The sequence below is a fragment of the Mesorhizobium sp. KR2-14 genome (genome assembly GCF_040049255.1).
GTDB lineage: Bacteria > Pseudomonadota > Alphaproteobacteria > Rhizobiales > Rhizobiaceae > Pseudaminobacter.
Genome location: NZ_JBDZDR010000002.1, coordinates 89195 through 103744, shown reverse-complemented (window position 1 = coordinate 103744; position 14550 = coordinate 89195). Strand labels below are relative to the sequence as shown.

Below are 14550 nucleotides of genomic sequence, written 5' to 3'. Positions count from 1 at the left end.
GAAGCGTCGGCGGCGAATTCGTGTCAGGCTGGTCAGCGGCGCCAGAACGGCTTGGCGCGCTCGCGTTCGACCATGCCCGGAGGAATGCCGATGTCGCGCAGGATATGGTCGTCCAGTTCGGTGAGGTGCCGGCGCCGCCGCCAACGCTCGTACCAGACAGAGAGCCGCCGCAATGCCGGGCGCCTTGATCGGTTCTCCACCGGCGATGCGCCCTCGGCGCTCGCGTCATCAATGTCCGTCTTCATGTCCATGTCGGCGACCATAGCCGCTTGCCCGACATGAATGCTTCGACTAGCATCGAACCATGCGAAACAGCCCCGACATCGCCCGCATCGCCAGCCTGGTGGGAGACCCCGCCCGCGCCAACATGCTGACGGCGCTGATGGGGGGCGGTGCGCTGACCGCAAGCGAGCTGGCGCTGGAAGCCGGCGTGACCGTGCAGACGGCAAGCTCGCATCTTTCAAAGCTGCTGGAGGGCGGATTGCTGTCGCTCGCCGCGCAAGGCCGCCATCGCTATTACGGCCTTGCCAATGCGCAAGTCGCGGCAATGCTGGAATCGATCATGGGCGTGGCGGCCGCTGCCGGGCCAAAGCGGGTGCGCCCCGGCCCGCGCGAGGCCAAGATGCGCGAAGCGCGCATCTGCTACGACCACCTCGCCGGCGACCATGCGGTGGCCATGCTCGACGGTTTCCTCGCCCGTAACATCCTGAGCCGTGAAGGCGAGCGTATCGGCATGGGCGAAGCCGGCCCGTCCTTCTTCCGCGCCGTCGGCATCGAGCCGGACCAGCTTGGAAAGTCGCGCCGCCCGGTCTGCCGGGCCTGCCTGGACTGGAGCGTGCGTCGCTCGCATCTGGCGGGCTCGCTGGGGGCGGCGATCTTCGACAGGATCATTGCCGAGAAATGGGCGCGCCGCGAGGCCGGCAGCCGCGCAATCATCTTTTCTCCGCCCGGCAGACGCGCCTTTGAGAAGTCGTTTCTGCCCTGATTTTCTCCTGCGGCCCCGGGCCGAATTCGGTCCGCCTTCCGTTGCGTAAAAGGCACACTCGGCCGCCACCCGCCGACCGCCGGCGAAAGAGCGCGAAACCACCTCTTTTCGGCCATGATTGGAGGCTTTTTCGGGCAAAGATTAACAACGCGTTCACGGACTATTCACGACCGCACGCTATCATTGGTCTGCATTCGGAAGGGGGCTTCCGACGGACTGGGATTTTTAGACATGGCTCTCTGGAATCGCATCATCAGCTACGCAATCGCGCTGCGCGAATTCATCGCTCCGACCTACCGTCCGGAACGCCATTACATGCGCGGTCCCGGCCCGGCCTGCGAGCGCCGCCGCAACGCCAAGCCCAATGTACGGCCTTCTTTCAGTGAACGGCTTCGCCCTGAATTCTGATCGCCACGGGAGCATCTTCGCCCGTGCCCGCTGCGGCGCTTAACCGCCATTTTCGCGCGCGGCCAAGCCCCGCGCAATCCACAGCAGTGCTGCAGCCTGCCGAAACGCCCCCATCCCAGCTAAACAATCTTTCGGCGACGACGAACGCCACCAGACATGGCCGTTCGGCAGCGGCCGTGGCCGCTGCCCCGCTTCATCTCACCACATGGCGTGATCGGCGTTGAGCGCGCCGAGAACGGGGTGCTGCCGCAGCCCGGCGCACAGCCGCTCGATATTGGGCAGCGCGGCGCGCGCCTTCTCGGGCTGCGGGTGCCAGGAATAGAGCATCAGCAGATAGACATCCGCCAGCGAGAGGCTGTCGCCCGCCAGCCAGCCGCGGCCCTCGAGCGACCGGTCGATGATGGCAAGGCCGCGATCGATCTCCGCCTGGGCTGCTGCCTCTACGGCGGCCTTGCCGTCGGGATCGGCCGTATAGCGCGGCGCGTAATAGAGCCGCAGGATCGCGGGGTAGAGCGCGGAGGACATGAAGGCCATCCAGCGCAGGAAATCGGCGCGCGCCTCCTCGCCTAGGCCGGGCGCGAGGCCCGCTTCCGGATGACGCTCGCCCAGCAGGATGCAGATGGCTGCGGTTTCGGTCATCGTGCCGCCTTCGGGCAGCGCCAGCGCCGGCACCTGGCCGAGCGGGCTGACTTTCAGGAACTGCGGATCGCCAGCCTCCGACTTGGCCACGTTGATCCGTTCGTAGGGCACATTGGCCAGCGCGAATGCAGCCTCGGCCACGAAGCCGCCGCTGCCGGGGCGCGTATAGAGTCTGTACATGAAGTTCCTCCCCACCGGCCGATCGCCGGTCGGGGAGATTTGATCGCTATCGAGCCGCCGCTCAACCGGGCGGCCACCGCGCCACACCGGTTTTTTCAGCGGTCCAGCGGTGCGGTGACCCGGGCTCCTAGCCGCCCAGCCCTTCGAACAGGGCCGTGGACAGATAGCGCTCGGCGAAGGAGGGGATGACCACGACGAGGTTCTTGCCGGCATTTTCCGGCCGCGCGCCGATGATGGCCGCCGCATGCAGCGCCGCGCCCGATGAGATGCCGACCGGCACGCCCTCCAGCCGGGCCACCAACCGTGCATCGGCCAGGGCGTCTTCGTTGGTCACGCGCACGATCTCGTCATAGATCGACGTGTCGAGAACCTTCGGCGCGAAGCCGGCGCCGATGCCCTGGATCTTGTGCGGGCCCGGCTGGCCGCCGGAAAGCACCGGCGAGGCATCCGGCTCCACCGCCACCACCTTCACGTCGGGCTTGCGCTGCTTCAGCACCTGGCCGACACCGGTGATGGTGCCGCCGGTGCCGATGCCGGAAACCAGTATGTCGACCTCGCCCTGGGTGTCGTTCCAGATTTCCTCGGCCGTCGTCTGGCGATGGATTTCCGGGTTGGCCGGGTTTTCGAACTGCTGCGGGATGATGGCGCCGGGAATGGTGGCGGCCAGCTCGTCGGCCTTGGCAATCGCACCCTTCATGCCCTTGGCGCCCTCGGTGAGCACCAGTTCGGCGCCCAGCAGCGCCAGCATCTTGCGGCGCTCGAGCGACATGGTTTCCGGCATGGTCAGGATCAGGCGATAGCCCTTGGCCGCGGCCGTGAAGGCCAGCGCGATGCCGGTGTTGCCCGAGGTCGGCTCGATCAGCGTGGTCTTGCCGGGGGTGATCTTGCCTGCCGCTTCCAGCGCCTCGATCATGGCCACGCCGATGCGGTCCTTGACGCTGGCGATCGGATTGAAGAACTCCAGCTTGGCGAGGAGATTGGCCACCACGCCCTTCTCCTTGGCGAACTTGTCGAGGCGCACCAGCGGCGTGTCGCCGATCGTCTCGGTAATCGAGCCGTAGATGCGGCCGCGCCCGGGCGCGCGCGTGTTGAGGGCGGGCTTGTTCATGGGTACTGCTCCACTATGGATTGCCTGAAAATTCTCTTTGCCAAAGGATAGGGCGGCAGCCGGCAAAAACCGAGTGGCGGGCATGCAGAAAAGCCCTGCCGCATAGAATGAAATTCCAAACGACTGAGAGAAAAGAGAACGCAGTTCCGGAAAGACTGCTCTCAGCGGGCCGCGATGGCTGCAGCCGCGCCGGCCATAAAGGCCGCGGCGGTGCGATTCAGCGCCTTGAGCGCACGCGGCGTTCGGAGCAGCCAGCGCGCCTTGGCCGCCAGCGCCAGATAGGGCACCAGAACGACCAGAAGCACGAGAATTGTGATCACTGCCAACACGCCATAGTCGAAGGGCGTGATGGTGCGCAGGTCGACCAGCGTCGGCGTCAGCGCGAGATAGAAGATCATCGTCTTGGGATTGCCCAGCGTGACGGTGAGCCCGGAAAGGAAGGCGCTGAACATGCCGCCCCTGCCCTTGCGCGCCTCGACGTTCTCGGGCGTGATGCCGCTGCGCCAGAAAGTCCAGGCAAGATAGGCAAGATAGGCCACGCCCAGCCACTTGATGACCAGGAACACGGTGCCGAAGGTCTGCGCCACCAGCGCCAGCCCAAGTACCACCGCAGTGAGATAGGTAAGGTCGCCGCAGATCAGCCCCAGCGACATGGCGAGCGACGAGCGGAAACCGGAACCGAGTGCGCGCGCCACCAGCGCAGTAACGCCGGGCCCGGGAATGGCGGCGGCAACGGCGAGCGCGCCGCTATAGGCAAGGAATCCGGCAAGAGTCATGGGACAGCGTATCGCACACGGCCGCACCCTTGGAAATGGGCCAGCGCGGCAACGCCATTTGCCGGCGGCAGCGCGTATCCCGCCGCCGGATCCTCTCAGCCGTTGGCAGTGCCGAAATTGGCGTCGAGCTGCTTCTCCAGTTCGACCAGGTCGGCCGGCAGCGGCATGCCCATGGCGCGCAGTTCGTTGAGCTTCTCGCGGATGCGCTCGTAGATTTCGTGTGCGTCTTCGGGCCGGTCGACCATCTGGCCAACGAGATAGCCGATCTGCGCCTTGAGTTCTTCCAGTGCCATCGGCGTCTCCAAAGGCTTCAGCTCACGGACGAATAGCTCTCTGAGGATACCACCGTGCGGGAGCGCGGACTGATCACCTTGCGGTAGAGATGCCAGGTGGCATGGCCGAGGATCGGCATCACCACCGCAAGGCCCGCAAACAACGGCAGCGAGCCGATGATCAGGCAGACGGCCACGATCAGCCCCCAGAACAGGATCTGGAGCGGATTGACCAGGATCGTGCGCACGCATGTCTCCACCGCCGAAACCACGCCGACGTCGCGATCGAGCAGCAGCGGGAAGGCAATCACGGTCGTGGCGAGCGCCACCACGGCGAAGCAGAAGCCGATGAGATTTCCCCACAGGATCAGCTGATGGCCGGCATAAGTCCGGAAGACCTCGTTGAAGAAAACGCGCATCGAGGCCGGCGCTTCGGGCCCGAACAGCGAAACATAGAGCGCCTTGGCGCTGAGCAGCCATACGATGAAGAGCACGAAAAGCCAGATGCCGAGCGCGACGATGGATGGCAGCGCCGGTGAATGCCTAACATCGAACGCATGGCCCCAGGATGCATCAAGGCCCAGTTCGCGCCGACGGCTGATCTCGTAGAGGCCGATCGCGGCGAGCGGCCCTAGCAGGGCAAATCCCGATGCCAGCGGAAACAACAGCGGCAGCGCGTTGCGACCGGAGGTCCATGACGCCAGGAAAACGCCAACAAGCGGGTAGATCACGCAAAGAAAGACATAGTGGGAAGGCTTTTCCCAAAAATCCCGCGCGCCCTGCCGAAGCGCGTCGAGCACATCCGCAAAACCGATCTTGCGCACCGTGATGCGTTCATAGCCTTCGGTGGCGCCTGCCATGACGTGGAAACCTGCCATTGCCGTTCCTCCACTGTTGGAGCGGCCACTGGTACATCCCGGCGCGCGAACTCTCGCCACGACGAACCGTGACCCGCACGGCAGTGATAATAATCCTTCAGGCGCTTCTTGTCGCCTCACGAACGTTTCAGGGATGCGACAAACGCCGCTGTGGAGCGGATGGCCTTCCCTGAACCGCCTTAGCGCAGCAGGCGGGAGATGAGCTGGGCGGTGTAGTCCACCATCGGCACGATACGGGCGTAGTTCAACCGGGTGGGCCCGATGACGCCGAGCGCGCCGACCACCCGAGCATCCTTGTCGCGATAGGGCGCGACCACCAGCGAGGAGCCGGAAAGCGAAAACAGCTTGTTTTCCGAACCGATGAAGATGCGCACGCCCGACCCAGCCTCTGCGAGATCGAGAAGCTGCTCCATGCTTTGCTGCGTCTCGAGGTCTTCGAACAGATGCTTCAGCAGCTCGATGTCGGCCTGGGCGGTGAGGTTTTCCAGGAGATTGGCGCGGCCACGCACGATGAGGCGCGCCGGCAAGCCGGTTTCGGCGCCTGCCCATATCGCCAGCCCCTTTTCGACCAGGTCCTGGGACAGCGCGTCCAGCGCGGCGCGCGTCTCCTCCTTGAGCCGGCCGATCTCGCTTCTGGCCTCTGCCAGCGTGCGGCCGCGCACATGCGCGTTGAGGTAGTTCGAGGCCTCGATGAGCTGGGAGGCAGTGACGCCGGCGGGCAACTCGACGACGCGGTTTTCCACATCGCCGTTCTGCGAAACCATGATGGCGAGCGCCCGGCGCGGATCGAGCTGGATGAATTCGATGTGCTTCAGCGGCACTTCGTTCTTGCTCGCCAGCACCAGACCGGCGCCGCGCGACAGGCCGGAGAGCATCTGGCTGGCGTCGATGAGCATCTGTTCCAGCGTGGCGCCGCTGCCGGCTGCCTTGAGCTGGGTCTCGATCGAGCGGCGCTCCTCTTCGCTGAGGTCGCCTATCTCCATGAAGGCGTCGACGAAGAAGCGCAGGCCCTGCTGCGTGGGCAGGCGGCCGGCGGAAATATGCGGCGCATAGATCAGCCCAAGCTGCTCCAGGTCGCTCATGACGTTGCGCACGGTGGCGGGCGACAGGCTGGAAGGCAGCATGCGCGCCAGATTGCGCGAGCCGACCGGCTCGCCGTCTTTCAGGTAGGATTCCACGATGCGACGGAAGATCTCGCGCGAACGCATGTCGAGCGACGGCAACATTGGATCCAGAACAGGCTTCGTCATGGTCTCATCAAACCTCCGGAATCAAGATATAGATTCACCCAGCCGGAACACAACCGTGCCGCGGTGCCGCTGCTTTTCCTTTGCGCTAGGGCCGGCATGAGGCTACAAGCCGGCCAGAAAACAGCTCTCAAGAAGAAAGAACCGCATGCGCCCTTCCAAACGCCAACCCGACGAAATGCGCCCCATCTCGTTCGAGCGCAACGTTTCCAAGCACGCGGAAGGCTCCTGCCTCGTCAAATTCGGCGACACGCATGTGCTGTGCACCGCCAGCCTGGAGGAAAAGGTGCCGGGCTGGATGCGCAACACCGGCAAGGGCTGGGTGACGGCCGAATACGGCATGCTGCCGCGCTCCACCGGCGAACGCATGCGCCGCGAGGCCGCCGCCGGCAAGCAGGGCGGCCGCACGCTGGAAATCCAGCGCCTGATCGGCCGCTCCTTGCGCGCCGTGGTGGACCTGCAGGCGCTGGGCGAGATGCAGATCACGGTCGACTGCGACGTCATCCAGGCCGACGGCGGCACGCGCACGGCCGCCATCACCGGCGGCTGGGTGGCGCTGCACGACTGCCTGCGCTGGATGGAAGCGCGCCAGATGATCTCGGTTGCCAAGGTGCTAAAGGACCATGTCGCCGCGATCTCCTGCGGCATCCATGAGGGCCAGCCGGTGCTCGACCTCGACTACCTGGAAGACTCCTCGGCCGGCACCGACGCCAATTTCGTCATGACGGGCAAGGGCGGCATCGTCGAGATCCAGGGCACTGCCGAAGGCGCGCCCTTCTCGGAAGAAGAGTTCACCAATCTCATGGCGCTGGCCAAGAAGGGTATTTCGCGGCTGGTGAGCCTGCAGCAGATGGCGGTGGCCTGAGGCAAAAATGCGCCCCTCCGGCATCCTCGAAAGCGCCCTCTACGTCTCCGACCTCGACGCGGCGGAGACGTTTTACGGTGAGGTGATGGGGCTGGAGCGCATTGCCAAGGTGCCGGGCCGGCATGTCTTCTTCCGCTGCGGGCAAGGCGTGCTCCTGCTGTTCAACGCCGAGGCGACGCAGCATCCGCCCGCCTCGGACGCGAAACTTCCGGTGCCGCCGCATGGCACGGTGGGTGAGGGCCACCTCTGCTTTTCGGGCACCGCCGATGAAATTGCGCGATGGAAGGCCCATCTGCAGGCCAGCAACGTCGCCATCGAAGCCGATTTCGAATGGCCAAACGGGGGCCGTTCCATCTATTTCCGCGACCCTTCAGGCAATTCGCTGGAGATCGCCGAACCACGTATCTGGGGTATCTGAATGCGCATTCTGACCGACCGGGAAATCGTCGTCGCCAGCCACAATGACGGCAAGCTGCGCGAATTCGCCGACCTGATGGCGCCGTTCGGCTTCAAGGCGAAGTCGGCCAAGGAGTTCGGTCTGCCCGAGCCCGACGAGACCGGCACCACATTTGAGGAGAACGCCGCGATCAAGGCGCTGGCCGCCGCGACCGCCACCGGCCTGCCGGCGCTGTCGGACGATTCCGGCCTGTGCGTGGATGCGCTCGACGGGCAGCCGGGCGTCTACACCGCCAACTGGGCCGAGAAGCCCGACGGCAGCCGCGACTTCGCCATGGCCATGCAGCGCACGGAAGATGCGATGAACGAGGCCGGCGCGGTTTCGTCCGACCAGCGCAGCGGCCGCTTCGTCGCCGTCATCTGCGTGGCCTGGCCGGACGGTCACACCGAATATTTCCGTGGCGAGGCCGAAGGCCAACTGGTCTGGCCGCCGCGCGGCGAGAAGGGTTTCGGCTACGATCCCGTCTTCTTGCCGGAAGGCCATGACAAGACCTTCGGCGAGATGACGGCCGAGGAAAAGCACGGCTGGAAGCCGGGCCAGGACAAGGCGCTTTCGCACCGCGCCCGCGCCTTCCAGAAATTTGCCCGCGCCATGCTCGGCTCGGCCTGAAGGACGCGATATTGACCAGCAGCGAACCGGGCTTCGGCGTCTACATCCACTGGCCGTTCTGCGCGGCCAAGTGCCCCTATTGCGACTTCAACAGCCATGTCCGCCACCAGCCGGTGGACCAGGAGCGTTTTGTCCGCGCCTTCGAGGCCGAACTGGCGACGATGCGCCAGCGCACCGGTCCGCGCGAGGTGACCAGCATATTCCTCGGCGGCGGCACGCCCTCGCTGATGAAGCCGCAGACGGTGGCGGCCGTACTCGACGCGGTCGCCGCCAACTGGACCGTGCCGCAGGGCGTGGAAATAACGCTGGAGGCCAACCCCTCCTCCGTCGAGGCCGAGCGCTTCCGCGGCTATCGCGCCGCCGGGGTCAATCGCGTTTCGCTGGGCGTTCAGGCACTGAACGACGCCGACCTGCGCTTCCTTGGCCGGCTGCACAGTGTCGAGGAAGCGTTGCAGGCCATCGCGCTGGCGCGCGAAACATTCCCGCGCCTGTCCTTCGACCTGATCTATGCCCGGCCCGGCCAGACGCCGCAGGCCTGGGCGGCCGAGCTGAAGCAGGCGATTGGCCATGCCGTCGACCACCTCTCGCTCTACCAGCTCACCATCGAGGAAGGCACGCGCTTCCATGCGCTCCATGAGGCGCACAAGTTCGAACTGCCGGACGCCGACCAGGCGGCCGAGCTCTATGCGATCACGCAGGAGGTTACGGCCGCGCACGGGCTGCCTGCCCACGAAATCTCCAACCACGCCCGGCCCGGCGCGGAAAGCCGGCACAACCTGATCTACTGGCGCTACGGCGAATATGTCGGCGTCGGCCCCGGCGCGCACGGCCGCTTCGTGGAGGATGGGCGGCGCGTGGTGACCATTGCCGAAAAGATGCCCGAGACCTGGCTCGAGCTGGTCGAGACCAAGGGCCACGGCGTCACCGGCGGCGAGATACTGACCCGTTCGGAGGAAGCCGACGAATTCCTGCTGATGGGCCTGCGGCTCGTCGAAGGCATCGACCTCGTGCGCTACGAGGCGCTTTCGGGGCGGGAATTGTCTCCGGCGCGCGTGTCGATATTGCGGGACGAAGGGCTCATAGAGCCCGTCGGCAATTCGCGCCTTCGCGCCACCCCTTCGGGCATGATCGTGCTGGATGCGGTGGTGGCCGACCTGGCGCGGTGAGAGGCCGGCTGCGCCAATGCTCTAGGCGCAAAAAATCTTCTGATCTGTAGCGGCGGCGAGTATGTCGAGGCATGGATTCCCGACACTCTCCGCTCGTTTCACTCGCTCACGAGGTCGGGAATGACGGCGTTGAGAGCTTCCGCGCACCAATGCTCTCGCTCGGCGTGAAACCCGGCTCTTGCCGAGCTTCGAACTGATTGCGTTTCACGCATGGACGTCGGTGGCCGCCTCCGGCTCGGCGTCGCCTCGCCGGTAGCCCGCTACGTCCCTGCCGGGAGTGTCCTCCGTCCGGCCGAGAGGCGGCACGATACTCCAGCCGTCATTCCCGACCTCGTGAGCGAACGGAGTGAGCGGAGAGTGTCGGGAATCCATGCCTCTCCAGCAACAACGAGCCAGCGGTGCAAGCGATATACCCGCCAGCCGTAAACGTCCGTCAACCCATCCGTTTTCCACCTCTCCCCCAAAATGCTACAGCCTTTGCACCAACGTCCCGGCGGAGAAATCAGCCCATGACCATCTACTCATCCTGGCAGTTCTGGGCGGTGCTGTCGGCCGCCTTCGCAGCACTCACCGCCATCTTCGCCAAGGTCGGCGTTGAAAACGTCAACTCCGACTTCGCCACGCTGATCCGCACCATCGTCATCCTGCTGGTGACGGCCGGCATCGTGGTCGCCACGGGACAGGCGCAGGCGCTCGGGTCGATCTCCACGAAGACATATACCTTCCTGATCCTGTCCGGGTGCGCGACGGGCGCTTCGTGGCTCTGCTACTTCCGCGCGCTGAAGCTTGGGCAGGCCGCGCAGGTGGCTCCCATCGATAAGCTCAGCGTGGTTCTTGTCGCGGTGTTCGGCGTGGTCTTTCTGGGCGAGCGGCTGACCAGCGCCAACTGGCTCGGCATCGCGCTGATTGCCGCCGGTGCGGTGCTGGTCGCCTACCGTGTCTGACTGCCCCGATTTTCAGGAACGGCGCGAAACGTCTTTTGCAACGCACGGCCGCCCATGCGAAAGAGGGCGACCAAGGAGAAGGCAGCGTGACGACGGACAGCGGCAGGAAGAGTTTTATGATCGGGCAGACGGAAGTCGCCGCCCGGCCGCTGGAGGTAGCGCTCTATCTCGTCGCCACGCCCATCGGCAATCTCGGCGACATAACTTTGCGCGCGCTGGAAACCCTGGCCGGGGCCGACGTGCTTGCCTGCGAGGACACGCGCGTCACCCGCGTGCTGCTCGACCGTTACGGCGTCCGCCAGCGCCCGACGCCCTATCACGAGCACAATGCGGCCGAGGCCGGTCCACGACTGATCGAGGCGCTGGAGGCGGGCAGAAGCGTGGCGCTTGTCTCGGATGCCGGCACGCCGCTCGTCTCCGACCCGGGCTACCGGCTGGTGGAACAGGCGCTGGAACGCGGCATCCGAGTGGTGCCGATCCCCGGCCCGTCCGCCGTGCTGGCGGCACTGACCGCCTCGGGCCTGCCTTCGGACGCCTTCATGTTTGCCGGCTTCCTGCCGGTGAAGGACGGCCAGAAGCGCACCCGGCTGTCCGAACTTTCCGCCGTGCCGGCAACGCTGATCTTCTTCGAATCGCCGCGCCGGCTAGCCGACACGCTGGTCGACATGGCCGATGTCTATGGCGACCGGCCGGCCGCGATCGGCCGCGAACTCACCAAGACCTTCGAGGAGATGCGAACCGGCACGCTGGCAGCACTTGCCGCACATTATGCCGAGGCGCCGACGCCCAAGGGCGAGATCGTCATCTGCGTCGGGCCGCCGATTGCTAAGGCCACCGAGGCCGAGGACGTCGACCGCCTGCTGCTTTCGCTTGCGGCCGAGATGCCGGCCTCCAAGGCGGCGGCCGAGGCCGCGCGCATGACCGGCGGTCAAAAGCCCGCGCTCTATCGCCGCCTGCTCGAACTCAAGGAAGGTGGCGGTGGCTGATACGCTGGCGCGACGCAAGGCCTATAGGCGCGGACACCGCGGCGAATGGCTTGCGGCACTCGCGCTGATGCTGAAAGGCTACCGCATCGTGGCGCGGCGCTACCGGACAAAACTCGGCGAGATCGACCTCATCGCCCGGCGCGGCGACCTCGTGCTGATCGTAGAGGTGAAGGTGCGCCCCACCCTTGCCGAAGCCATGGAGGCAGTGGCCTACGGCTCGGAACGCCGCATCGAGGGCGCGGCCGATCTCTGGCTGTCGCGCCAGCCGGATTACGGCCGGCTTTCCGTGCGCTTCGACCTGGTGGCGGTGCTTCCGCGTCGCTGGCCGGTGCATGTGGAGAATGCATTCCAGGGGCGGAATTGAGCGTGGGGCTTTACGCTGACGGCCGATGCCCTTAACAGGCCTCGCAAAGCTTGCGACGCGGGCAATCGCGTCCGCATCGCGCCAAGGATTACTGGAGAAAGCAATGACCCTTCCCGACCGGCTGAGCATCGACCCGCGCAGCCCCTTCTTCAACGACGAAGTGCTGGAACGCGGCGTCGGCATCCTGTTCAACGGACGCGAGCGCGAGGATGTCAGCGAATATTGCGTCAGCGAGGGCTGGATCCGCGTGCCTGCCGGCAAGTCCAAGGACCGCTTCGGCCAACCGATCACCATCAAGCTCAAGGGTACGGTTGAGCCTTTCCTGCGCGCCTGAGCGTCGGCAACTGCAGAGAGGCCGTGTTCCTTCGCACCCCCTCTGTCCTGCCGGACATCTCCCCCACAAGGGGGGAGATCAGCCGGCCGCAATGCAGCCGCCCTTTATGCAACGCTGGAGATTGGCTTCCCTACCCTCGCCGCGTCACCCGCATCGGCAGGCCGCCCTGCGGCTGGGTGGTCAGCTTCTGCACCGGCCATGGCTTCGTCTCCGCCACCGTGTCGAAGCGGAAGCGCGATAGCAGGATGGCAAGCGCGATGATCGCCTCCTGCATGGCAAAGCTGGCGCCGATGCAGACACGCGGACCGGCGCCGAACGGCAGATACTGATAGCGGTCGATCTTCTCGCGGTTGCCGGGATGGAATCGCGACGGCATGAAGGCATCCGGCTGGTCCCACAGCTTGCGGTGGCGGTGCACCGTCCAGGGCATCACCAGCACCGCCGCCTTGGGCGGAATATAGAGGTCGCGGTAATATTCGGGCTCGATCGGCTCGCGGTTGATCGAGGGTGCCGGCGGATAAAGCCGCAACGCCTCCTCGAAGGCCGCACGCGCCAGCGGCATGGCATCGAGCCACTTGGTCGGGTCGGGCTGGCGCGCCAGCACCGCATCGATTTCTTGTTCGATCGGCGCGCGTTCCCACGGCGCCTCCGCCAGGCAATAGAGTGTCCAGCCGAGCGCGCGTGCGGTGGTTTCGTGCCCGGCGCCGATGAAGGTGATGATGTTGTCCTCGATCTCGGCGCGCGTCAGCCCGTCCGGCCCCTCGGCGCGCAACAGCAGCGTCAGGAAATCCTGCGGCGCGGTGTCGGGCTCGCGCGCCAGCCTCTCCTTGCGCATGGTCATCGTGTCGGACACGATTTTCCGGAAATAGGCCATGGTCTTGCAGCCGCGAATGCGGGTTATGCGCGGCAGCCAGTCGGGCGCGCGCAAGAGGTCGAGCGGATCGACCCGGCCCATGGTCTCGAACAGATGGTCGACCTGGCGCCCGAAACTCCCCGGCTCGCCGGCGATCTCGCCGGAAAACAGCGTTTCGGCGAGGATTTCGTAGGTCAGCGTGGTCATGTCGCGGGCGATGTCGACCGTGCCGGTCTCGCCCTCGTAGCGCTCGACGAATTCCAGCGTGCGCTTCAGCATGGGCTGCGCGAAGCCGAAGATGTGGCGCGGCGTGAACACCGGCGCCATGGCCTTGCGCGAGCGCCTCCACACCTCGCCCTCGGCGGTCAGAAGCCCGTCGCGCAGGATCGGCCGCAGGATCTTCTGGCGCACCGCCGCCATCTTGTAGTTCTTCGCATTGTCCACCAGCACGTGGCGGATCAGCCCGGGATCGTTGGCGATCACCAGCGGCCCGCCGATGCCGGACACCGAAATCCACGGCTCGTTGTAGGAAGGCTCGCCCCACAGTTCGAGCGGGTTGCGGTAGACGATGCGGATCATCTGCAGCGTCGAGGGCGGCGTGCTGCGGGGTTTTGGCGCGGGCGGAATGAAGGGAGCGGGCGCGGTATCCATCGTGTCCTCCGTCCGGCTTATGTAGGCGGGGCGCGGCCGCGCGTCCACAGAAACGAAGACTGTCCCGCAAAGGATGAACGCAGCGTCACCGGCAAATTCCCGCCGAGGGCCGATGGTGCTCGCTTGCCTTCCGGGCGGGATAGGCCCATTTCCTCCCTAAGTCACCTTTGGTGACTGGATTGCATAGGGAATACGACTTTGACACATAAGCTCCACATCATCATCGGCAGCACCCGGCCAGGCCGCGTCGGCCCGGTCTTCGCAAAATGGTTTGCCGGTTTCGCGCGCGAGCACGGCAAGTTCGAGCCGGTGCTGGTGGACATCGCCGAGTTCGAGCTACCGCTGTTCGACGAGCCGAAGCACCCGCGCCTCGGCCAGTACGAGAACGAGCACACCAAGCGCTGGGCGCAGACGATCGCCGAGGGCGACGCCTTCGTGTTCGTGACGCCGGAATACAACTACTTCATCCCGGCGCCGCTGGTGAATGCCATCACCTATCTGTCGGCCGAGTGGCGCTACAAGCCGGCCGGCTTCCTGAGCTACGGCGGCGTTTCGGGCGGTCTTCGCGCGGTCGAATCGGCCAAGCCGCTGCTGATGGTCCAGAAGGTGGTGCCAATTCCCGAAGGCGTGCCGGTGCCGAACTATCCGCAACTGCTGGTCGATGGCGAGTTCAAGCCGAACGACCTCATTCTCGCCAGCGCCACGACCATGCTGGACGAGCTGGACCGCTGGACCGGCGCGCTGAAGGCGCTGCGCCCGGCCAAGCAGGCGGCGGCCGCCGCCTGACCCGCAGGCGTGACCAGCAAGAATTCGCCCTGTCTGCACCCA

At 65.7% G+C, this 14550-nt stretch carries 19 protein-coding genes; 11 read left to right on the top strand and 8 right to left on the bottom strand.

The window, feature by feature from the left end:
• Positions 1–32 precede the first annotated feature (32 nt).
• Positions 33–263, bottom strand: a complete 231-nt coding sequence (locus ABLE86_RS05020) for a DUF1127 domain-containing protein (RefSeq protein WP_348777840.1) — start codon at positions 261–263, stop codon at positions 33–35.
• A 41-nt stretch (positions 264–304) separates the two neighbouring features.
• Here ABLE86_RS05020 and ABLE86_RS05015 point away from each other — a divergent pair, with 41 nt between their 5' ends.
• Positions 305–985, top strand: a complete 681-nt coding sequence (locus ABLE86_RS05015; protein ID WP_348777839.1) for a winged helix-turn-helix domain-containing protein — start codon at positions 305–307, stop codon at positions 983–985.
• A gap of 231 nt (positions 986–1216) precedes the next feature.
• Positions 1217–1393 (top strand): hypothetical protein, encoded by a 177-nt coding sequence (locus tag ABLE86_RS05010; RefSeq protein ID WP_348777838.1) that lies wholly within the window; start codon positions 1217–1219, stop codon positions 1391–1393.
• A 198-nt stretch (positions 1394–1591) separates the two neighbouring features.
• Here the strand turns inward: ABLE86_RS05010 and ABLE86_RS05005 are convergent, their stop codons facing one another.
• The 6 genes from ABLE86_RS05005 to hrcA all read right to left on the bottom strand — a co-directional run bounded on the left by ABLE86_RS05005 (position 1592) and on the right by hrcA (position 6496).
• On the bottom strand, positions 1592–2212 hold the full coding sequence (locus tag ABLE86_RS05005) for a glutathione S-transferase family protein (RefSeq protein ID WP_348777837.1): 621 nt from the start codon (positions 2210–2212) through the stop codon (positions 1592–1594).
• 127 nt (positions 2213–2339) lie between these two features.
• Positions 2340–3320: a cysteine synthase A gene (gene cysK, locus ABLE86_RS05000; protein WP_348777836.1), complete on the bottom strand. Its 981-nt coding sequence runs from the start codon at positions 3318–3320 to the stop codon at positions 2340–2342.
• A gap of 161 nt (positions 3321–3481) precedes the next feature.
• On the bottom strand, positions 3482–4096 hold the full coding sequence (locus tag ABLE86_RS04995) for a LysE family translocator (protein WP_348777835.1): 615 nt from the start codon (positions 4094–4096) through the stop codon (positions 3482–3484).
• A gap of 95 nt (positions 4097–4191) precedes the next feature.
• Positions 4192–4389 carry a hypothetical protein gene (locus ABLE86_RS04990; RefSeq protein ID WP_348777834.1) on the bottom strand — a complete coding sequence of 66 codons (198 nt, stop codon included), beginning with the start codon at positions 4387–4389 and terminating at the stop codon, positions 4192–4194.
• Positions 4390–4406: 17 nt separating this feature from the next.
• Positions 4407–5246, bottom strand: coding sequence for a DUF2189 domain-containing protein (locus ABLE86_RS04985; protein ID WP_348777833.1), 840 nt, complete (start codon positions 5244–5246; stop codon positions 4407–4409).
• Positions 5247–5425: 179 nt separating this feature from the next.
• Positions 5426–6496, bottom strand: coding sequence for a heat-inducible transcriptional repressor HrcA (gene hrcA, locus ABLE86_RS04980; protein ID WP_348777832.1), 1071 nt, complete (start codon positions 6494–6496; stop codon positions 5426–5428).
• Positions 6497–6641: 145 nt separating this feature from the next.
• Here hrcA and rph point away from each other — a divergent pair, with 145 nt between their 5' ends.
• The 8 genes from rph (at position 6642) to ABLE86_RS04940 (ending at position 12218) form a co-directional block, all read left to right on the top strand.
• Positions 6642–7358: a ribonuclease PH gene (gene rph, locus ABLE86_RS04975; protein ID WP_348777831.1), complete on the top strand. Its 717-nt coding sequence runs from the start codon at positions 6642–6644 to the stop codon at positions 7356–7358.
• A 7-nt stretch (positions 7359–7365) separates the two neighbouring features.
• On the top strand, positions 7366–7776 hold the full coding sequence (locus ABLE86_RS04970; protein WP_348777830.1) for a VOC family protein: 411 nt from the start codon (positions 7366–7368) through the stop codon (positions 7774–7776).
• Positions 7777–8424 (top strand): RdgB/HAM1 family non-canonical purine NTP pyrophosphatase, encoded by a 648-nt coding sequence (gene rdgB, locus ABLE86_RS04965; RefSeq protein ID WP_348777829.1) that lies wholly within the window; start codon positions 7777–7779, stop codon positions 8422–8424.
• An 11-nt stretch (positions 8425–8435) separates the two neighbouring features.
• Entirely contained in the window at positions 8436–9590 is a 1155-nt protein-coding gene (hemW, locus tag ABLE86_RS04960) for a radical SAM family heme chaperone HemW (RefSeq protein ID WP_348777828.1), read from the top strand.
• 509 nt (positions 9591–10099) lie between these two features.
• The gene (locus tag ABLE86_RS04955; protein ID WP_348777827.1) at positions 10100–10534 is read left to right on the top strand and encodes an EamA family transporter; all 435 of its coding nucleotides are present in this window, start codon (positions 10100–10102) and stop codon (positions 10532–10534) included.
• Positions 10535–10620: 86 nt separating this feature from the next.
• Positions 10621–11520: a 16S rRNA (cytidine(1402)-2'-O)-methyltransferase gene (gene rsmI / locus ABLE86_RS04950; RefSeq protein ID WP_348777826.1), complete on the top strand. Its 900-nt coding sequence runs from the start codon at positions 10621–10623 to the stop codon at positions 11518–11520.
• Positions 11513–11884: a YraN family protein gene (locus tag ABLE86_RS04945; RefSeq protein WP_348777825.1), complete on the top strand. Its 372-nt coding sequence runs from the start codon at positions 11513–11515 to the stop codon at positions 11882–11884. Before rsmI ends, ABLE86_RS04945 begins: the two co-directional genes overlap by 8 nt.
• Positions 11885–11987: 103 nt before the next feature.
• Entirely contained in the window at positions 11988–12218 is a 231-nt protein-coding gene (locus ABLE86_RS04940) for a DUF3297 family protein (protein WP_348777824.1), read from the top strand.
• A gap of 130 nt (positions 12219–12348) precedes the next feature.
• Here ABLE86_RS04940 and ABLE86_RS04935 read toward each other — a convergent pair whose 3' ends face one another.
• Positions 12349–13722: a cytochrome P450 gene (locus tag ABLE86_RS04935; protein ID WP_348777823.1), complete on the bottom strand. Its 1374-nt coding sequence runs from the start codon at positions 13720–13722 to the stop codon at positions 12349–12351.
• Positions 13723–13920: 198 nt separating this feature from the next.
• Here ABLE86_RS04935 and ABLE86_RS04930 point away from each other — a divergent pair, with 198 nt between their 5' ends.
• Entirely contained in the window at positions 13921–14508 is a 588-nt protein-coding gene (locus ABLE86_RS04930) for an NAD(P)H-dependent oxidoreductase (protein ID WP_348777822.1), read from the top strand.
• Positions 14509–14550 lie beyond the last annotated feature (42 nt).